The sequence below is a fragment of the Bradyrhizobium sp. SZCCHNRI20481 genome, from assembly GCF_032485055.1.
GTDB lineage: Bacteria > Pseudomonadota > Alphaproteobacteria > Rhizobiales > Xanthobacteraceae > Bradyrhizobium.
This window is the reverse complement of record NZ_JAUEUE010000008.1, coordinates 306,549-323,537: the sequence shown is the minus strand read 5'-3', so window position 1 is coordinate 323,537 and position 16,989 is coordinate 306,549. Positions and strand designations below refer to the sequence as shown.

Genomic DNA, 16,989 nt, shown 5'->3' with positions numbered 1-16,989 from the left:
GCGGATTGTTCTGATGTGTGGCATCGCTGGGATCATCGGACGGGTGGACGACGACAACCGCGCAGCGCTGCAGCGGATGAACGACGCCATGCTCCATCGCGGTCCGGATGCCGGGGGAATTTGGGCCTCGGCCGCGGACGAGCGTGGCTGGGGCGCGCTGCTGGCGCACCGCCGGCTCGCGATCCTCGATCTGTCGCCCGCCGGTGTGCAGCCCATGATCGATCCGGTCACCGGGCACGTCATCGTCTTCAACGGCGAGATCTATAATTTTGCCGATCTGCGGCAGCGTCTGGTCAACGACGGCCAGCAGTTCAGCTCGACGGGCGATACCGCGGTGATGCTGCGCGCGCTCGGCCTGCATGGGCCAAAGGCGGTGGCCTGGTTGCGCGGCATGTTTGCGTTCGCCTGCTGGGACCCGAAGGAGCGCCGGCTGCTGCTGGCGCGCGATCCCCTCGGCATCAAGCCGCTGTATGTCGCCCGCGCGTCGAAGCCCGATGCGGGCTGGTCGGTGGCCTTCGCATCCGAGCTGCGCGCTCTCCTGGCGTCCGGTCTTCTGGGCAGGCCCCAGCTCGATCCGCAGGCCGTCGCCAGCGGCGTCTGGAACGGCTTCGTGGTCGGCCCCGGCACGGCGGTCAAGGGGGTCGAGCTGCTGTCTCCCGGCCATCTCACCGCGTTCGACGGTGTCGGCAACACCATCCGCGACGAGGATTTCTGGTCGATCCCCGAGCGCGCCCCGGACCCGACGATGGATGAGGATCAGCTTGCCGCGATCGTGGAGGAGGGGCTGAGGCTGCATCTCGCCAGCGACGTGCCGCTTGCGGTGTTTCTCTCGGGCGGCGTCGATTCCTCGGTCATGGCCAATCTGGCGCAGCGTGCGGCCAAGAGCCGGATCCACACCTTCACGCTGGCGTTCGAGGAGCAGGAGCTGAACGAGGGGCCGATCGCGCGGCAGATCGCCGCCGCGATCGGGACCGAGCATCACGAGGTGGTGCTGACCGAGCAGCACTTCGTCGACAACCTCGAAGCGGCGCTCGACAGCCTGGACCAGCCGACCTTCGACGGCCTGAACTCCTACTACATGTCGCATGCCATCCGCGGCGCAGGCTTCACGGTGGCGCTGTCGGGGACCGGCGGTGACGAGCTGTTCGGCGGCTACACGTCGTTTCGCGACCTGCCGGTCCTGCAGCGATGGTCGGAGCGCACGGCCTGGGTGCCGGCCGGCCTGAAGGTTGCTGCGGCGAAGCTGGCTGCCAATATGCTGTCACCCTCGGGCGGGACGGTCGCGCCGCAGACGCGCTGGGCCAAGCTCCCGGAGATGGTTCGACGCGGCGATGATCTTCTGGCGCTCTACCAGATGGCCTATGCGCTGTTCCTGCCCGGCTTTCAGCGCGAGCTGCTCGCGCCGGACCTCGTCGATACGCTGAGCGATGGGCTTCCGGCCGCGATGAGAGCGAAGATCACCGCGGAGACCCGCGCACGCACCCCGCTGTCGGCGATCAGCGTCATGGAGCAGCGCCTGTTTCTGGGCGAGCGCCTGCTGCGCGACAATGACGTGGCGAGCATGGCGGCCTCGCTGGAGCAGCGGGTGCCGCTGGTCGATCAGGTGCTGTTCGAAAGCGTCGACCGGCTGCCCGATGCGACGCGCTATCAGCCGCTGCGAAGCAAGGCGATGCTCAGGCGGATCGGCCTGCGTGGCCTCGATCCGTCGCTGTTCGACCGGCCGAAGAGCGGGTTCGTGCTGCCGCTCGATCGCTGGATCCGGCGCGGCCTGCAGGATGCAATGGACCGGACCCTGCGGGATCCGCAGGCCGTTGCGCCGGTGGGGCTGGACCCCACGGCCGTGGAGCGCCTCTGGCGCGCCTTCCTCGATGGCGCGCCGGGGATCTATTGGTCGCGCGTATGGTCGATCTATGTGTTCGTGCGCTGGTGCCACCGTCACCGCGTCTTCCGCTGACGTCCGACATCAGAAGAGCCGGCGCCAGATGCGCGTGCTCAGGCCTCCGGCATGACGCTTCCGCCGCACACCGGCACGCGAACGCCGGTCACGAAGCCTGCGAGGTCCGAAGCCAGAAACGCGATCATGTTGGCGACGTCCTGATCGTAGCCGCGCCGTCCGAGCGGCACGGACCGCTCGTAGAGCGGCTGCACCTCGTCACGGTCACGACGGTCCTTGTCGGAGATGACCCAGCCCGGGGCGACCTGATTGACCGTGATGCCATGCGGTCCGAGCTCCCGAGCCAGGGACCGCAGCATGCCGTCCGTGGCGCATTTGGCTGCCGTGTAGGGCGCTCGGTTGGGCAGAGCCAGGCTCGTCATCTCCGTGCCGAGAGAGATCAGGCGTCCCCATTTTCGCTCGATCATGGGGCCGGAAAACACCCGCGCGGTGGCCCAGGCCTGCAGGACCGAGGAGCGAAACACCTTGTCGAACTGGTCGGGTGTCTGCTCGACGACGGGACGTTCGTCGAACCATGTCACTGCATTGTTCACGACGATGTCGACGGGGCCGAGCGTGCTCTCGGCGATGCGGCGCATCGCCTGGACATCTTCAAGCACGGCAACGTCACCCGACATCGTACACGCGTGCTGCGGCTGAAGCTCGTTCAGCTCATCGCAGAGTCGTTCGGCAGCAGCGCGTGCCGTCAGATAGTGGATGGCGACCTTGGCACCACAGGCTGCCAGCGTCCGGGCGATCGGACGGCCGAGTTCTCCGGCTGCTCCCGTGACCAGCGCGACCTTGCCCGACAGATCGATCTGGAGCGGTGACCTCAACGGTCTCAGCGCCGGATCGTCCGGCAGGGGACCGAGCGTATTTCGTCGAATTCGTCGTGCAACTGCGCTCGCGATCCGCATCCACCCGTCCCCCGAAAGTATTCGTTGGCTCGGGTCGAGTATTAAATGTGCGATTAAATAAATTGAATTGCACAATTTGCCGCATTTGTTCGGGTGGGTGCACCGATCGGTTCATAAGGGTGCCGTGCACGCGCTTTTGGTGCCGGCTGCAGCAGCCGGTGAGCGTTGACGAGGGCCGAGCGCTCAGGATGCGCGTGTCGTCGGACTCTCGACGAGACGGTCGCCAAGCGGCCAGTCTGCGCCAGACGTATCCTGCGCTCGGCCTACGGCAGGCACCGGCCTGAACTTGTGCCGGAGCTGCCTGAAATACGGCTCGATGAAGCGCTCGATGGCCGCCGCGTAGAGGACCGAGATCAGGAGCGCGAGCGGAAACAGGATGTAGGGTTTGGCGGCGATGGCGGGCAAGTTCTTGTCGATCGTTCGGATCACGACGTTGTGGATCAGATAGATCGCGTAGGAATAGGTGCCGAGCGTCATCACCCAGGCGTGATTGAGATGACGAAACAGCGGCGCGTCGGCGAAGCGGACCGCGAAGTAGAACAGCGGCATCAGCGCCAGTCCCTGAAGGCTGTAGCGGGCGGTCTCCCGGAACACCGGATCACGGTAGATCAGGGAGACCAGCAGCGCCGCCGCGGCGCCGGCGAGCAGTGCCCATTGAGCCACCGACATCCGTCCTGAGGAAGAGCGCTGCCGCACCGGGGTCATGACCAGCGCCAGGATGCAGCCATAGGCGATCGAGTCGATGCGGGTGTCCGAGGCGTAATAGGTGCGGTCGGAGAAGAATTCCGGGGCATGCACCAGATGGATGCGCCAGGCGAGGACGCCGAGGCAGACGAGCCCGAGCAGCGCGCCGATGGTGCGCGGCCGCAGCACCGATCCGAGCAGCAGGGTCATCAGCAAGGGATAGACGATGTAGAAGTGCTCTTCGACCGCCAGGGACCACAGAATGCCGGTGCCGTCAGGAACCGTATTGCCTGGATCGAAGAACAGGCCGTAGTAGTTGGCGAAATACAGGACCTGGGCCGCCAGCCCCTTGGCGGTCATTCCGCCGTCCAGCAGGCCGGCGGCGGTGAGACCGTAGGCGATCGCCAAGGACAGCAGCAAAGGCGGCATCAGCCGGAACACGCGCCGCGCATAGAAGCTGGGAACGTCGAGCGCGCCGGTGCGCTCATGCTCGGCGAGCATGAGCGTGGAGATCAGGAAGCCGCTCAGGAAGAAGAAGATGGTCACGCCGAAGCCGCCGGGTACCATGGCCTGAAGTCCGGAATGGCCCAGGACCACGATCAGCACCGACAGCGCGCGGATGCCGTCGAGTGATGGAATGAGCAGGGATGCGCTGCCATGAGCGTTCATCCCGTGTGACGCTATCGGCGCGGTCCCACCGCCGTCGACAGACGTCATCGGCGGCACGGCGGAAGCATCACGAAGGCGGCTGAACTCGAGAATGTTGGCCATGCTGTCCAAATGGAGTCGGAGAAACACCTAGCTTCGCAATTCTCGCGTCAGTACCGCGGCGATCTGTCCGCCGAGCGTCATCGCGTATCGGCTGCGGCGTGGCTGGCCCGCCAGAGCTGAGCCCGCTCCGCATCGATCCGGGCCGTCGCGGCGCGCTTGCCCAGGCGCAGGCAGGCGTGCTGATAGGCGCGGAGGAAGCGCCGGAACTCGAGATCGTCGTAGCGCGGCAGGCCCGCCAGCCAGCTCCGGAAATAGCCCCACAGCATCGCTGTGCTGCCGATCAAGGCCGGATAGGCCGGCAGGTGATAGACCGCCACCGCGAACTGGTACAGCGGCGACGTTCCCATGAAGTACTGGCCGAAGCCCTTCCGCAGGCGTCCAGTCCAAATGCCCTTGTGACTGGCGCCCTGCGGCCGCAGATGGATGAAGCGCAGTGCTTCGGTGTCGATGCTCTCGGCGATCCAGCCGAGCATGCGGCAGCGGTGGCAGTCGATACCGTCCCACATGACCTGGCGCACGAAGCCGCCGATCTCTTGGAAGCAGGCGACGCGGTAGAACTTGGTCATCCCGACCGACATCTCGTCGCCGCAGACCTCAGGCTCCAGGGCGCCGGTCTGCGGGTGGACGAACCACGGCTTGCCTGAGGTGGTCCCGACCCGCGGATCGCTCTCCATTCGTTCCATCAGCAGCTCGAAGTAGCGCCCGGGCAGATCGAGGTCCATGTCGAGCTTGCAGAGATAGTCGAAATCCTCCAGCCGCACGCTATCCAGGCCGGAATAGAACGCCTCGATCACGCCAGGACCGACCTTGCGTCCGCCGCGATCGGCGCGGCGGATCACGCGCAGATAGGGCAGGCGCTGGGCGTACTCCTCGAGAATGGCGGGGGTGTCGTCGGTCGATCCGTCGTCCACCACGATCCATAGCGCCGGCGGCACCGATTGCGCAGCGACGCTGTCGAGAGTCCGGCGGAGGTACTGGCCCTCATCCCGGCAGGGCGAGACGAGCAGGTAGCGGCGCGATGGCGTCACGTATCAAATCCCTTGCGGAAGACGGAAGGACCGATGCAAACCTGCCGCGAGCAGGGGAGTCACCGGTCGCCTTTCAATAAATTAAATCGTGATTTAATATTATGTCATGGCGCGTGTCAAAGTCATGGTGTTTTTAGTCGGCGCGCCATTTCAATGTGTGGTCGGTCCTGCGAGAAGGTCCCATGGATAGCGTCCGCCTCGTGATCCCCGGTTGCACTCAGGCTCAGTCCCGGTCGTCTGCACGGGTGTCGCGCCGGATCGATGCCGTGGGCATCCGGGCGCTTTGCACGGCAGCGCTTGCCCTGCTGATCCTCAGCGGAGCTGCCGAGGCCGCCGAGCCGGCCGCGTCCACCCGGCCGGCATTGGCCGGCAGTCTCCTGCCGGCGGAGCGCCTGGCCGCCTGGAATCCGGGGTTGATGTCAGCCGGCGGTATTCCGAGCCGCACCATCATTTATCGCACGCTGTCTCCGAGCGGGAGAGATGACAGCGGCGCGATCCAGGCCGCCTTGAACGCTGCGCCCGCCGGCCGGGTCGTGATGCTCAACCCCGGTACGTTCATCGTCAACGAGCCGCTCTTGATCAGTCGCCCGGTCACGCTGCGCGGCGCGGGCGCAGGTGCGACCAGGCTGGTGAAAACCAACGGCGCACGCGCACGAACGTCGGCCGTGATTGCCGGCACGAAGGGAATCCTCACGCCGGTCGACCCGAGCTCGTACAGTTATGATCCCAAGCCTGTCATCATCGTCGGACCTTCGCGCTGGAACAATGGCCCCGACAGCAGCGCGTCGCAGAACCTGCTGGCCGACGGCGAACAGGGAACGTCGACCGTCACCCTCGCCAGCGCCGCGAATATGAAGCCGGGCGATTTCGTCCTGCTCGACGAAGTCTCAGGCGCATCGTGGCAGGCGACGCCTGCCGGTTTTCCGGCGGGAGCGAAGGTCTGGCAAGGCGATCGCGTCGCCTGGAACATGCACGATCCGGTTCAGCCGGGCGATGACAATGCCGGCGCGAATGCGGGAGGCCCCTATGACCAGGCCCCCGGCGTCTTGCCGAAGCCGATGTCGTGGTTCGCCCGCGCCGACCGGGCGACCGCCGAGATCAAGGAGATCGCCTCGGTGACCGGGAGCACGGTGACATTCACCTCGCCGCTCACGATCAGCTATCGCAGGGATCACCAGGCGCAGCTCACGCCCTACAGCACCGACCCGAACAGCGGTCGCCACGCCGCCAATCATCGCGACATCCACGTTGCCAATGTGGGCGTCGAGGATCTGAGCATCGTAGGTGGAGCGGACGGCGCGTTGCGGTTCGAAGCCGCCGCTTACTCCTGGGCCAGATCCGTCGAGGTGACGCAGTGGCTCGGCGAGGGCGTGGCGATCAATAATTCGTTCCGGGTCGAGCTCCGCGATTCCTACATTCATACCGGCTCGTGGCCGCAGCCGGGCGGCGCCGGATACGCGATCAGCCTGGCGGCGGGCTCCTCGGAGGTCCTGATCGAGAACAACATCCTCGTCGACGTCTGCAAGAACATGGTGTTCCGGTCGTCCGGCGCCGGCAGCGTCGTCGGCTATAACTATGTCGACGACTCGTTCGATTTCGACAACCCCGGCTGGGTCGAGGTCGGCATCAACGCATCGCACATGGCCGGCGCCCATCACGTCCTGTTCGAAGGCAATCTGTCCCACAATGCCGACAGCGACTACACCCATGGCAACGCGATCTATCTGACCTTTTTCCGCAACCATCTCACGGGGCAACGCCAGCGCTTCGTCGATCGTTCAGGCATTCGAGCCGTGGGTCTCGCATATGGCTCGTGGTGGGATTCGTTCGCCGGCAACGTGCTGGGTCGGCCGGGACGCATGAGCGGTTGGACCTACGACGATCCTTCGATGCAGGCCGGCACGGCGGTTTGGGGGCAGGGCGGTGTCGGCAACGTCTGGATGCTTGGCTACGATCCGGAGCGATGGACCATGGCGCCAGACCCGAAGACGCTGACCACAGTGATCCGCGGTGGCAATTTCGACTATCTCACCAGCAAGGTGGTCTGGACCGACGGCCTCGCGGCGCAGCCGCTCCCGGCGTCGCTGTATCTGAGCGCCAAGCCGGGCTTTTTCGGCAATCATCCGTGGCCCTGGGTGGATCCGACCGGCGATACGAAGCTGCATACGTTGCCGGCCAAAGCGAGATTCGATGCGGGCACGCCGTTCGCGGCGACGCCGGGAACAACGCAATAGAGCTGGCGTGAGGCTCCAACGGGTTTCCGTCAGGTGCGGACACCGAGTCGCGGCCGCCATGCCGGTCGTGTGCGGCTCCAACGAGCCGGTCGCCTGCTCACGGGCTGAGGAGAGGCGGGCATGCTCTGTTGCGACCTCCGCCAGTATCGCGCGGCCTCGACCGTGACGAGCACGAACACGACCCAGGACACGTCGAAAGCGCGCAGCCACAAGGTCTCGAGAAAATCATACAACATGACGAACAAGGCGACGGACAGCAGGATCCACGCTCGCTTGTAGTCGTAGCGCGCCACGCGGCCGATGACGTGAACGGTGGCCGCCAGAAAGACGAGGAGAAAGGCAAGACCCACATAGCCCAGCTCGAGCATCGCATCATAATAGCCGTTGTGGGAGTTCGGCATGGCCTTCACCCAGCCAGGTGCCTCGGTGATGCTCGGTGCGTCTGCCCCGACCAGCCAGAAGCTCTGATAGCCCCATCCCAGGAGCGGCCTCTTCGCGATCTCCATCTCCGAAAAGGCCCATATGGTCGTCCGGCCGGTGAAGCTGGAATCGCCCGTCAGCAGATAGGCGATGCGGCCGGTCGTGAAGCCCGCGAGCTCGCCGAACATGAAGTAGCCAAGGATCATCGCGGTGAGAATCAGAATCGGCGCAAGCCGCAGCGTTCTCGCGATCACGAGCGTCAGGATGGCCAGGACGGGAGCGACCAGAGCGAGACCGAGCGCGGTCTTCGAGCTCGAGAAGAAGATCAGGACGATGGCAGCGACGGCAACGACGATCCCGAGCGCGCGTCGGGTTCCGGGATAGAGCAACTCGTGAACCGAGAGCAGGAACGCAATGGCGGCAAACTCGCCCAGCAGGTTCTTTCCTGAGAAATAGCCCTGGTAGCCGATGTCGACCAGCGTGTTGCCGTATAGCGCGTAGGTCGCATAGCCGCCGGGAAGCAACAGTATGTTGAGGATCACGCCGACCGCGAAGCAGAGGAACACCCCGCGCATGATGTTGGCGTTCGGGTTCGACAACAAGGCGGGCAGCACGACGGCGGTCAGAACCATCGCTTCCTGGAGGAAGCGGACGAAGGCGAACTCGGGTTTGAATGCCCATCCGATGCTGGCGCCTGCCAATCCGAAGTAAGCGCAGAGAGCGATGATGTTGGGCGGAAGGGCAAGCCGGTCGCCGCGGGCCAGGCGTTGCATCGCAACGACGATGGCGACGGCTGCGAGGACCGGCCAGAAGACCCGATTCTCAATCCGGCTCTCGAGCAGGCCCTGGAGCCCGGCCGACGGTGGGAAGCTGAAATAGATCAGCGGCTGAATGAGGGACGAGTAGGCGAAGGCCAGCACCGGTATCAGCGCGCAGACGTCGAACGTCCCCGCAGAGGCCCGCGGCCCGGCCGACATCGACGTCGTCGCTGAAATTCTCGGCATCACAATCTGGCTCAGACATTCGAACGGGGCGGCCGGGCCGGCAGCCGCCAGGAATATTGTCGAGCGATATTATCCAGAGATGCAATTAAATAAAAGCGCCTCGTTGTGTGCCTGGGGGACATTGCTGCGACTGCGCCGCAAATCTGCTCTGGTATTCACAAATAAATCGTATTAAATGCGCCGTGTGATTTAAAATTAAATAGTGATATTTTGGTCACCCGCCTCCGTCAGGGAGGTGCGGCCGGGGTCCGCAACCCGGCATCTTCGTGCGGCGGGGCAGATTGAGGGAGAGCGGCTGATGCTGACCACGCATGAATTGCAGGAGCCGGGATCCGCCCTGTATCGCGTAGGGCGCTCCGGGACGGGTCGCGGTCGGCCGGAGGCCGATGCCGCAGCCATGTCCGACCCCGCAGTTCCCGACGACCTCGCGCGCGACGTCTATTGCGTCCTCGGGATACCGGTCGATGCCATCGGCATGCGCGGCGTGCTGCGCCGCATCCGCGACGCTGCCCGACGCAGAACGCGGCTTCTCATCTCGACTCCCAATCTCAACTTCCTGGTCGCCAGCCAGTCGAACAGGAGCTTCAGGGAGTCGCTGATCCTGAGCGATCTCTGTACGGTGGACGGCATGCCGGTGGTCTGGATCGCCCGGCTGCTTGGGATTCCGATCAAGAGCCGGACGGCCGGCGCGGACATCTTCGACGCGCTGAAGTCGGAGGCCGGAGCAGCGAACGCGCTGAAGCTCTTTCTTTTCGGCGGCCCGGAGGGAGCCGCCGAACGGGCCGCCCGGACGCTGAACGGCCAGTCGGCGGGATTGCAGTGCGTCGGTTGGTCGAACCCCGGCTACTTGTCGGCCGAGGAGTTGAGCCGGGATCACATCATCGACGAGATCAATGCCAGTGGGGCCGACTTCCTGGTTGCCTCTCTGAGCAGCGTGAAGGGACAATCATGGTTGCAGCGCAATCATGAGCGTCTCGAGATTCCGGTCCGCGCCCACCTCGGTGCCGCGCTCAACTTCCAGGCCGGGACGGTGAAGCGTGCACCTGCAATCCTGCGTCGATCAGGCTTCGAGTGGCTGTGGCGCATCAAGGAGGAGCCCTATCTCTGGCGTCGCTACTGGAACGATGGGACGGCGATGCTCGGCCTCATGCTCACCCACGTGCTGCCGTTCGTGGTCTGGACCTGGTGGATGCGGCGCACGCATGAGCGGGGTGAGGCGCTGACCATCACGCAGGACTATGGAGCGCGAGCGGTCACGCTCAGCCTGTCGGGGCCCGCCGATGCGCGCCACGTGGACAGAGCCATCCCGGTTTTCCGTGCCGCTGCTGCGTCCCGCAAGCCGGTCACGCTCGATTTCTCGAACGTCTGCGCCATCGATGCGCGCTTCCTTGGATTGCTGCTGATGCTGAGGAAGCAACTGGAAGCCCATGGCTGCATAGCGACGTTCGTGGGCGTTTCGCCGCTGATGGCCCGCATCTTCCGCTTCGGCGGACTGGACCGGCAATGACAGGGGGAGGCTCGTCACCGATCGCATCACAGCTCCCGCAATCGGTGGTTCGATGATCGCCGCCGCGGCGCTCGCCGGCGTTGCGAAGGATTGCCTGAGCCGTGAGTCCGACCAGCGCCCCTCGGCTGATCGCCGCCCATGGAGTGACTCGTGTTCGGAGATTGAGCGTTGAGCGCTGCAGGTCCAAAAGGACGCGAGCTTCTGATCGACTTCTATCGAAGCTGCGCGATGCTGTTCGTATTCTATCATCACACAGCCAACGTCTTTCCGGACTCCGTCGATCTGTTCACGAAATTCAACCCCTTCGCCGAACTGTTCGTCGTGATCTCGGGGTTCATGGTCGGGTACGTCTATCTGCACAAGGAGAGACACGGAGAGCTCGTTGTCCGCGGGGTGAAGGTGCTCGCCGCCTATTTCGTCATCTCGGTGCCGGTCGCGATGGGCATGGCTGTCCTGGGGAAGAAGCGAGAACCGGTGGGGCAGGCGATTTTCGACGTTCTGACGTTCCAGTCCGAGCCGACCTGCATCACGATCCTCAAATTCTACGGGTTGATGTTCCTGCTGCTTCCGTTGATTCTGCTGGTGTTCAAGCGCCGCAGGCTCCTGGTGCTGGCGTTGTCGGCTGCGATCTTCGTGGCCTGCACCTGGTTCAGCAATACGACCACGGCAACCGAGTTCGAGAATCCAGCCGTCATTCTGTTGCTGTTCTCGCTCCAGGCGCAGATGTTCTTCATGATTGGCATCTGGCTCGGAGATCTCCATCGGTCCAACCGCTTGATCGGACCCGCGTTCTACACGGCGCTGGCGGGGATCTTCATCTTCGGGCTGCTGCTCGACTACGGACTCGGCTTTCCCAGCAATGGCGAAAAATACCCCTATCGGTTCGACAAGCTCCTCAACCTGCTTTGGACATTGCCGCTGCTGTTGGCGCTGTTGTGGGCGGTGTTCGCGCGCACCCGGCGATCGCCGGCGGTCGCGCTCATCCTCAACGTCGGCCAGAACTCGCTGATCGCGTTCCTGGGGTCGGAGGTGGTGCGGCAAGCGGTCAAACTCGCGCTCCTCCTGGGGGGCGTTCACCCGCAGGTCTACGGCCAGACAATGATGGGCCTGTTCGATGTGGTCCTGGTGACCGCGGTGCTTTGGCTCTACCGGGCACGCTGGCAGAACCGCCAGACAGTGCTGCACCCGCTCAGCGGGCCGTAGCGGCGTCTTTCGCCTGGAAGTGTTGCTCCAGTGCGCTTGCTCGAATCCTCCCGGGCGGCTTAGCTCATCGCTAACCATTGGCCGCTAGCCTCTCGAGACGCCCGAGGAGGCATGAACTGATGTGGGTGATAGCGCTTCATTTTGCAGCCGGGGTCGTTGCCGGGACGATGTTCACGGTTCGCACGCTGCTGGCGCTCGCCGCGATCGTCTTCATGGAGTCTATCGCGGCTTCGATCATCAGCGGGCTGTCGGCCGCGCTGTATGCCGGTGCCGGTCTGATTGCAGTCCAGGTGGGCTATCTCTCAGGCGTCTATGTCCGCAGCGCTCTGGAGCGTGCCGGCATCGCCCATCCCTCCATTCGCCCCGAGCACCAGCGCTGACGGCCGATCTCTTCTCTGTCAGCGGCTCATTCGATGGCGCGCGCTGACAGACCTACTCGGCCATCACGCTCCCGTAACGAGCGTAATATTTGTGGTTGTAGTAGTCGCCGAAGTGATTGGCGTAGCGCTTCAGCGCCTTCATGTTCGTCTTGTTGAGCACGACGCCGAACAGGGCATCGTAGACGTTGGGAGCCGTGTTCAGCGCGTGCTCGACCACCTCGGCCGGCGTGCGTCCCCATTCCACGACGAGGACGAAGCTGTCGAGCAGCGCGGAGACGGCGCGCGCGTCGACAACGGGCGCGAGCGGCGGAAGATCGACGATGACGTAGTCATAGGCTGCCCGCAGTTGCTCGAACAGCTTGCGCATCTGCTCGTTGCCGAGGATATCGCTGGTGTCGCGCTGTGCGGCGCCCGTTCCCGGCAGAAAATCCAGGCGCGTCACCGGGTCGGTCCAGACTGCGTCTGCGAGCTGGCATCCTCCCAGGACGATGTCGGCGATCCCGGTGCCGGCATCGGGGGCCAGCATGGCGGAAAGCGACGGATTCCTGAGGTCGCAATCGACCACGATCACCCGCTTGCCTGAATTTGCGATGAGCTGAGCCAGCGACGCGGCGATGATCGACTTGCCTTCGTTGGGCAGGGCGGACGTCAGTCCGAAGACCTTCCGTGACGTCCGGCTCGGATCCTGGTCGATGGCGACTTTCAACGAGCGGATGGATTCGGCAAAGCGCGAGGTGGGCATGGCGGATGCGGCCCAACAGGTCCCGGGGCCTCTCGAGACCATGCGCTGGCTGCTGTCGGGTTCGGCCTTGTCGGGGTCGGCCTTGGCAACGGCGTTGACCGTCGCCTTCTTGGTGAACCTGTCGACTTCGCCTCGTTTGAGCAGAGGGACGACTGAGAGGCAGGGCAGGCGCAGGCGATCCTCGACCTGGTCGGTCGTCCGAAAGCTGCGGTCCTTGACTTCTGCGAGCAGGCCCAGGCCGCCGCCGAGCGCCAGGCCGCCGAACAGGCCGATCGCCATCAGCACGATGGACTTCGGCTTGATCTTCTTCTTCGGCGGCGTGGCCGTTGAGATCACCCGCGCCTTCGCAATCGGGAAGGAGCCCTGCTGGACTGAGCCCATGTAGCGCTGAAGGAAGGTGTCGTAGAGGGAACGATAGCTCTTGGCGCTGGTCTCCAGCTCGCGGAGGCTGAGCTCGGCCGCCCTGGTATCCTGCGACCGGACAACGGCCTGCGCCAGCTGCTTCTCGATCTCCTGCTGCTGCTGCTTGGACTCCTCGTAATCGTGCTTGGCGACGTCGGCAAGGCGCCGCACCTCGTCGACGATGGCCTGGCGGATGCTCTTCATCGTCGCGCGGATATTGACGACCGCGATATGATCCTTGCCATATTTGGCGGAATACTCGTACTCGCGCTTGGCGCTATCGAGATATTGCTGACGCAAGCTGTTGATGATGAGCGTGCTGTTCGAATTGCTCAAGGAGAGACCGTCGGGCGGATTGACGTTGCCGCTGAGCTCTGCCGGGGAGAAGTCGGAGACCGCGGCTACGCGGTCGATCGTCATATCGGCATTGCTCGTCGCGAGCATGTCGTCGAACCGATTGAGCCGGGTCATCAGCGAGGCGGTACGCGTGCGCACCGCCACCAGACGGTTGGTGAGCTCGGTGACCTGTTGCTGGTCCATGAACCTGCCGTCGGCCGAGACGATGTTGTACCGGCTTTTCAGCTCGTTCACGGAGCGTTCGGCGGCGGTCGCGTCGTTGCCGAGATCCTGCAGGCGGTCGTGAAGCCAGGCGGTGATTGTGCGGTGCTCGTTCGCCTCCGCCTTCAACTGCTGATCGAAATACTCCTTGACGATGGCGTTGGCGATCATCGCCGCCCGATTGGGGTCGCTGGCGCTGAAATCGACCTCGACGACCGTGCTCGTGCCAATTCTGAAGGCGTTCATCCTGCGCTGGAATTCGTCGAGGAGATCGTCCATCGAGGGCCCGTTCGGCTGCGGCGCCGAACTCACGAGGCGGCGAACCGCATCAACCGCACCATGCAGCGGGCTGGCTTTGCCGTTGAAGTCGGGATCGTCCGCCAGGTTGAGCTTGTCGATGACCGCTGTCGCGATCGACTTCGATTTAAGGATCTCGATCTGCGATTCCATATCGAGCGGCGGCTCGTCCTGAACCGGCGGTTGCGGCTGCACAACTGCGGCTTTCGAGGTGCCGAGCATGATCTTGACGTCCGCCGAATAGGTGGGCGGTAGGATTTTCAGCAGGGCGAAGCTGGCCACGAGCGAAAGCACGGTGGTGATCGCGATCACCAGATAGTGCCGGCGCAGGAATCCCAGCGCCATGTCGAACGGTCCGGGTCCGCTACGTTCCCAACCTTGCTCCTGTGGAGAGGGGGAGGCAACCGTGCTCGCGTTAGGATTGTGCAGCATTTTTGTGAGGCTTTTCAGTTGCGCTTCGGACGTCGGAGCCGCCCGGTTGCCTGCGAGAACGAGGATCTTGTTTTATAACCATTAAATGATATTGGAGTGCCGCGCGATTTAATTTATATTAAATCTGATTTTGCTCAGCAAGTGGCTCTGCAAAATTAAATGTCGCCTGCGTGGAGGGCGTGCCTTGCGCCTGCGGCGGCCTTCTCGGCCGGCCGGATGGCGGCGTCCTGGTCGTCCGCATCCCGGTATTTGGCTGCCGCGTAACGGCTTGTAACAGTCGCTCCCGGCCCATTGCCAAGCCGCGGGTTTTGGGCATCAGTCCTGGCGATGAGCATGCCTGCGGCCACGCTTTTGATGGTGGAGGACGACCCGGAGATCAGCCGGCTCGTCAGCGATTTCATGCGCCGGGAAGGGTTCGAGATCGAGGTCGCCGCCACGGCGCCGGCGATGGATGCCGTGCTGCGAAGGCTGCGGCCTGATCTCATCATTCTCGACCTGATGCTGCCGGGAGAGGACGGGCTTTCGATCTGCCGCCGGCTGCGGCAGAGCGACGACATTCCCATCCTGATGCTGTCGGCCAAGAGCGACGAGATCGATCGCGTGGTCGGGCTGGAGCTCGGCGCCGATGATTACATGGTCAAGCCTTTCGGACCGCGCGAGCTTCTGGCCCGCGTTCGCGCGCTGCTGCGGCGCTCCCAGGCGAGCCCACCGCGTGACGCGAGCCGGCGTTTCGGTTTCGACCGGTTCGTGGTCGATGTCGATGCCCGCAGCATCGAGATCGTGGATGCCCAGGCCGCGCCGATCCAGCTGACCTCGGCGGAATTCGACCTGCTCGCCTGCTTCGTGCAGCGGCCACGGCGGGTGTTGAGCCGCGACCAGATCCTGGACTGGACGCGCGGCCGCTCCGCCGACCCATTCGACCGCACCGTCGACATGCTGATCTCGCGGCTGCGGCGCAAGCTCGATGCCGCAAGCCCGGGAACGAACCTGATCACCACCGTCCGCAACGGCGGATACCTGTTCACGGCGACGGTGAGGCCGGTGGCGTGATGATGCGGCTAACGCTTGCGATGCGTATCGGCCTCATCGTCATCATCGGCCTGCTGGCGATCTGGATCGTCACCTTGGCGCGGTTCTACCGCTCCCGTACCGCCGAGCTCGAAGGCGCGGCGCCGCCGCCGACGCGGCTGGCCGCGCTCGCCGAGCTGATCGAACGAACGCCCGGGACGGAGCGGGGCCGGGTCGTCGATGCCGTGTCCTCCGACCGCTTCGAGGTCCGGCTGGTCGGGGCCGACGCGGCGGTCCGGCCTCCGCGGACAGAGCCCGCGCCGGTCCGCTCCGGATTGCGCGACGCCTATGCCCGCGCGCTGGGTGCGCGCCCGCTGACCATCACCTCCGTGCCCGAGCCGGAGGGTCGGTGGTTGCCCCGGCTCGCGCGGGCGCCGCAGAATGCCCTGGAGTTTCGCATTGGCCTGAACGGCGGCGATGTTCTCGTCGTGGACTCGCGCTCGTCGCTGGTGCTGACCCAACAGGGGCTGCCGATCGGCTTCGGCGCAGGCCTGTTCGGAACGGTGGTCGCGCTGCTCGCGCTCCTGATCATGCAGCGTGAGACGCGGCCGCTGGTGCGCCTTGCGGCCGCCGTCGACCGGGTCGACCCCGGCGGGGCGGCGGTACCGCTGCCCGACGTCCGCCGCAATGCGCCAGAGGTTCGCGCCGTGGTCACGGCGTTCGGGCGGCTGCAGGACCGGCTCGCCGATCTGATGCAGGCGCGCATGGCGCTGGTCGGCGGCATTGCTCACGACGTTCGCACCTTTGCCACGCGGCTGCGGCTGCGTGCCGACCTGATTCCGGATGACGCCGAGCGGCAGCGCGCCGTGGTCGATATCTCCGACATGATCCGTCTACTCGACGACGCGCTGCTCGCGAGCAGGGCGGGTGCCGGCGAGCTGCCGCAAGAGCTTATCGCCTTCGACGAGCTGGTGCGCGCCGAGGTTGAGGATCGCCGCGCGCATCGGGCGCGGGTGCGCTTCGACAATGCAGGCGACGGGCGCGAGCTGCTGATGCTGGGCGACCGCGTCGCGCTGCGCCGTATCGTCGCCAACATCATCGACAACGCGCTCAAATATGGCGAGGCGGCGCACGTCTCGCTGCAACGCCAGCCGGAGCACGCCGTGCTGACGGTCGATGACGAGGGGCCTGGGATTCCCCGGGACCAGCGCAAGGCCATGCTGGAGCCGTTCACGCGCCTGGACACGTCGCGCAATCGCGGCACCGGTGGAGCCGGGCTCGGGCTGGCGGTGGTGCGGACGCTGGTGGAGGCCCATCGCGGCAGCATCGAGATCACCGACGCGCCGCGCGGCGCCCGCATCGTCGTGCGGCTGCCGCTGTTTCTCGACGGACCCGGCGACGTGCATTCCGATCCGGCGTGATCGACGGCGGCGTGATCGGGGCGCTGTCTTTGAGTGGTGGCAATCCGC

At 64.9% G+C, this 16,989-nt stretch carries 12 protein-coding genes; 7 read left to right on the top strand and 5 right to left on the bottom strand.

Annotated elements, in window-relative coordinates:
* Positions 1–13 precede the first annotated feature (13 nt).
* A complete protein-coding gene (gene asnB / locus QX132_RS15815; RefSeq protein ID WP_316161851.1) occupies positions 14–1,954 on the top strand; it encodes an asparagine synthase (glutamine-hydrolyzing) in 1,941 nt (646 codons plus the stop codon).
* Positions 1,955–1,992: 38 nt separating this feature from the next.
* Here asnB and QX132_RS15810 read toward each other — a convergent pair whose 3' ends face one another.
* From QX132_RS15810 to QX132_RS15800, 3 genes are all read right to left on the bottom strand, one after another.
* On the bottom strand, positions 1,993–2,769 hold the full coding sequence (locus QX132_RS15810) for an SDR family NAD(P)-dependent oxidoreductase (RefSeq protein ID WP_315739490.1): 777 nt from the start codon (positions 2,767–2,769) through the stop codon (positions 1,993–1,995).
* Positions 2,770–3,033: 264 nt separating this feature from the next.
* Positions 3,034–4,203, bottom strand: a complete 1,170-nt coding sequence (locus QX132_RS15805) for an acyltransferase (RefSeq protein WP_315739491.1) — start codon at positions 4,201–4,203, stop codon at positions 3,034–3,036.
* 179 nt (positions 4,204–4,382) lie between these two features.
* On the bottom strand, positions 4,383–5,333 hold the full coding sequence (locus QX132_RS15800) for a glycosyltransferase (protein ID WP_315772809.1): 951 nt from the start codon (positions 5,331–5,333) through the stop codon (positions 4,383–4,385).
* 182 nt (positions 5,334–5,515) lie between these two features.
* Here QX132_RS15800 and QX132_RS15795 point away from each other — a divergent pair, with 182 nt between their 5' ends.
* On the top strand, positions 5,516–7,567 hold the full coding sequence (locus QX132_RS15795) for a glycosyl hydrolase family 28-related protein (RefSeq protein ID WP_315739493.1): 2,052 nt from the start codon (positions 5,516–5,518) through the stop codon (positions 7,565–7,567).
* Between the two features lie 29 nt (positions 7,568–7,596).
* Here QX132_RS15795 and QX132_RS15790 read toward each other — a convergent pair whose 3' ends face one another.
* Positions 7,597–8,991 carry an O-antigen ligase family protein gene (locus QX132_RS15790; RefSeq protein ID WP_316161849.1) on the bottom strand — a complete coding sequence of 465 codons (1,395 nt, stop codon included), beginning with the start codon at positions 8,989–8,991 and terminating at the stop codon, positions 7,597–7,599.
* A gap of 475 nt (positions 8,992–9,466) precedes the next feature.
* Between QX132_RS15790 and QX132_RS15785 the strand changes: the two genes are divergently transcribed.
* The 3 genes from QX132_RS15785 (at position 9,467) to QX132_RS15775 (ending at position 12,081) form a co-directional block, all read left to right on the top strand.
* Complete coding sequence (locus tag QX132_RS15785) at positions 9,467–10,498, top strand: WecB/TagA/CpsF family glycosyltransferase (RefSeq protein WP_316161848.1); 1,032 nt, start codon at positions 9,467–9,469, stop codon at positions 10,496–10,498.
* A gap of 168 nt (positions 10,499–10,666) precedes the next feature.
* Entirely contained in the window at positions 10,667–11,701 is a 1,035-nt protein-coding gene (gene opgC / locus QX132_RS15780) for an OpgC domain-containing protein (RefSeq protein WP_316161847.1), read from the top strand.
* A gap of 119 nt (positions 11,702–11,820) precedes the next feature.
* Entirely contained in the window at positions 11,821–12,081 is a 261-nt protein-coding gene (locus QX132_RS15775; RefSeq protein ID WP_316161846.1) for a hypothetical protein, read from the top strand.
* 52 nt (positions 12,082–12,133) lie between these two features.
* Here QX132_RS15775 and QX132_RS15770 read toward each other — a convergent pair whose 3' ends face one another.
* Positions 12,134–14,425 carry a polysaccharide biosynthesis tyrosine autokinase gene (locus QX132_RS15770; RefSeq protein WP_316161845.1) on the bottom strand — a complete coding sequence of 764 codons (2,292 nt, stop codon included), beginning with the start codon at positions 14,423–14,425 and terminating at the stop codon, positions 12,134–12,136.
* A 414-nt stretch (positions 14,426–14,839) separates the two neighbouring features.
* Between QX132_RS15770 and QX132_RS15765 the strand changes: the two genes are divergently transcribed.
* Together QX132_RS15765 and QX132_RS15760 are read left to right on the top strand one after the other, a co-directional pair.
* Positions 14,840–15,562, top strand: coding sequence for a response regulator transcription factor (locus tag QX132_RS15765; protein ID WP_316161843.1), 723 nt, complete (start codon positions 14,840–14,842; stop codon positions 15,560–15,562).
* Complete coding sequence (locus QX132_RS15760; protein WP_316161842.1) at positions 15,562–16,941, top strand: ATP-binding protein; 1,380 nt, start codon at positions 15,562–15,564, stop codon at positions 16,939–16,941. Before QX132_RS15765 ends, QX132_RS15760 begins: the two co-directional genes overlap by 1 nt.
* Positions 16,942–16,989 lie beyond the last annotated feature (48 nt).

Coding starts and splice junctions, on each gene's coding strand:
- QX132_RS15760 (WP_316161842.1), top strand. CDS start 15,562: ATGATGCGGCTAACGCTTGCGATGCGTATCGGCCTCATCGTCATCATC.
- QX132_RS15790 (WP_316161849.1), bottom strand. CDS start 8,991: ATGCCGAGAATTTCAGCGACGACGTCGATGTCGGCCGGGCCGCGGGCC.
- asnB (WP_316161851.1), top strand. CDS start 14: ATGTGTGGCATCGCTGGGATCATCGGACGGGTGGACGACGACAACCGC.
- QX132_RS15805 (WP_315739491.1), bottom strand. CDS start 4,203: ATGAACGCTCATGGCAGCGCATCCCTGCTCATTCCATCACTCGACGGC.
- QX132_RS15775 (WP_316161846.1), top strand. CDS start 11,821: ATGTGGGTGATAGCGCTTCATTTTGCAGCCGGGGTCGTTGCCGGGACG.
- QX132_RS15785 (WP_316161848.1), top strand. CDS start 9,467: ATGCGCGGCGTGCTGCGCCGCATCCGCGACGCTGCCCGACGCAGAACG.
- QX132_RS15770 (WP_316161845.1), bottom strand. CDS start 14,425: ATGGCGCTGGGATTCCTGCGCCGGCACTATCTGGTGATCGCGATCACC.
- QX132_RS15765 (WP_316161843.1), top strand. CDS start 14,840: ATGAGCATGCCTGCGGCCACGCTTTTGATGGTGGAGGACGACCCGGAG.
- QX132_RS15795 (WP_315739493.1), top strand. CDS start 5,516: ATGGATAGCGTCCGCCTCGTGATCCCCGGTTGCACTCAGGCTCAGTCC.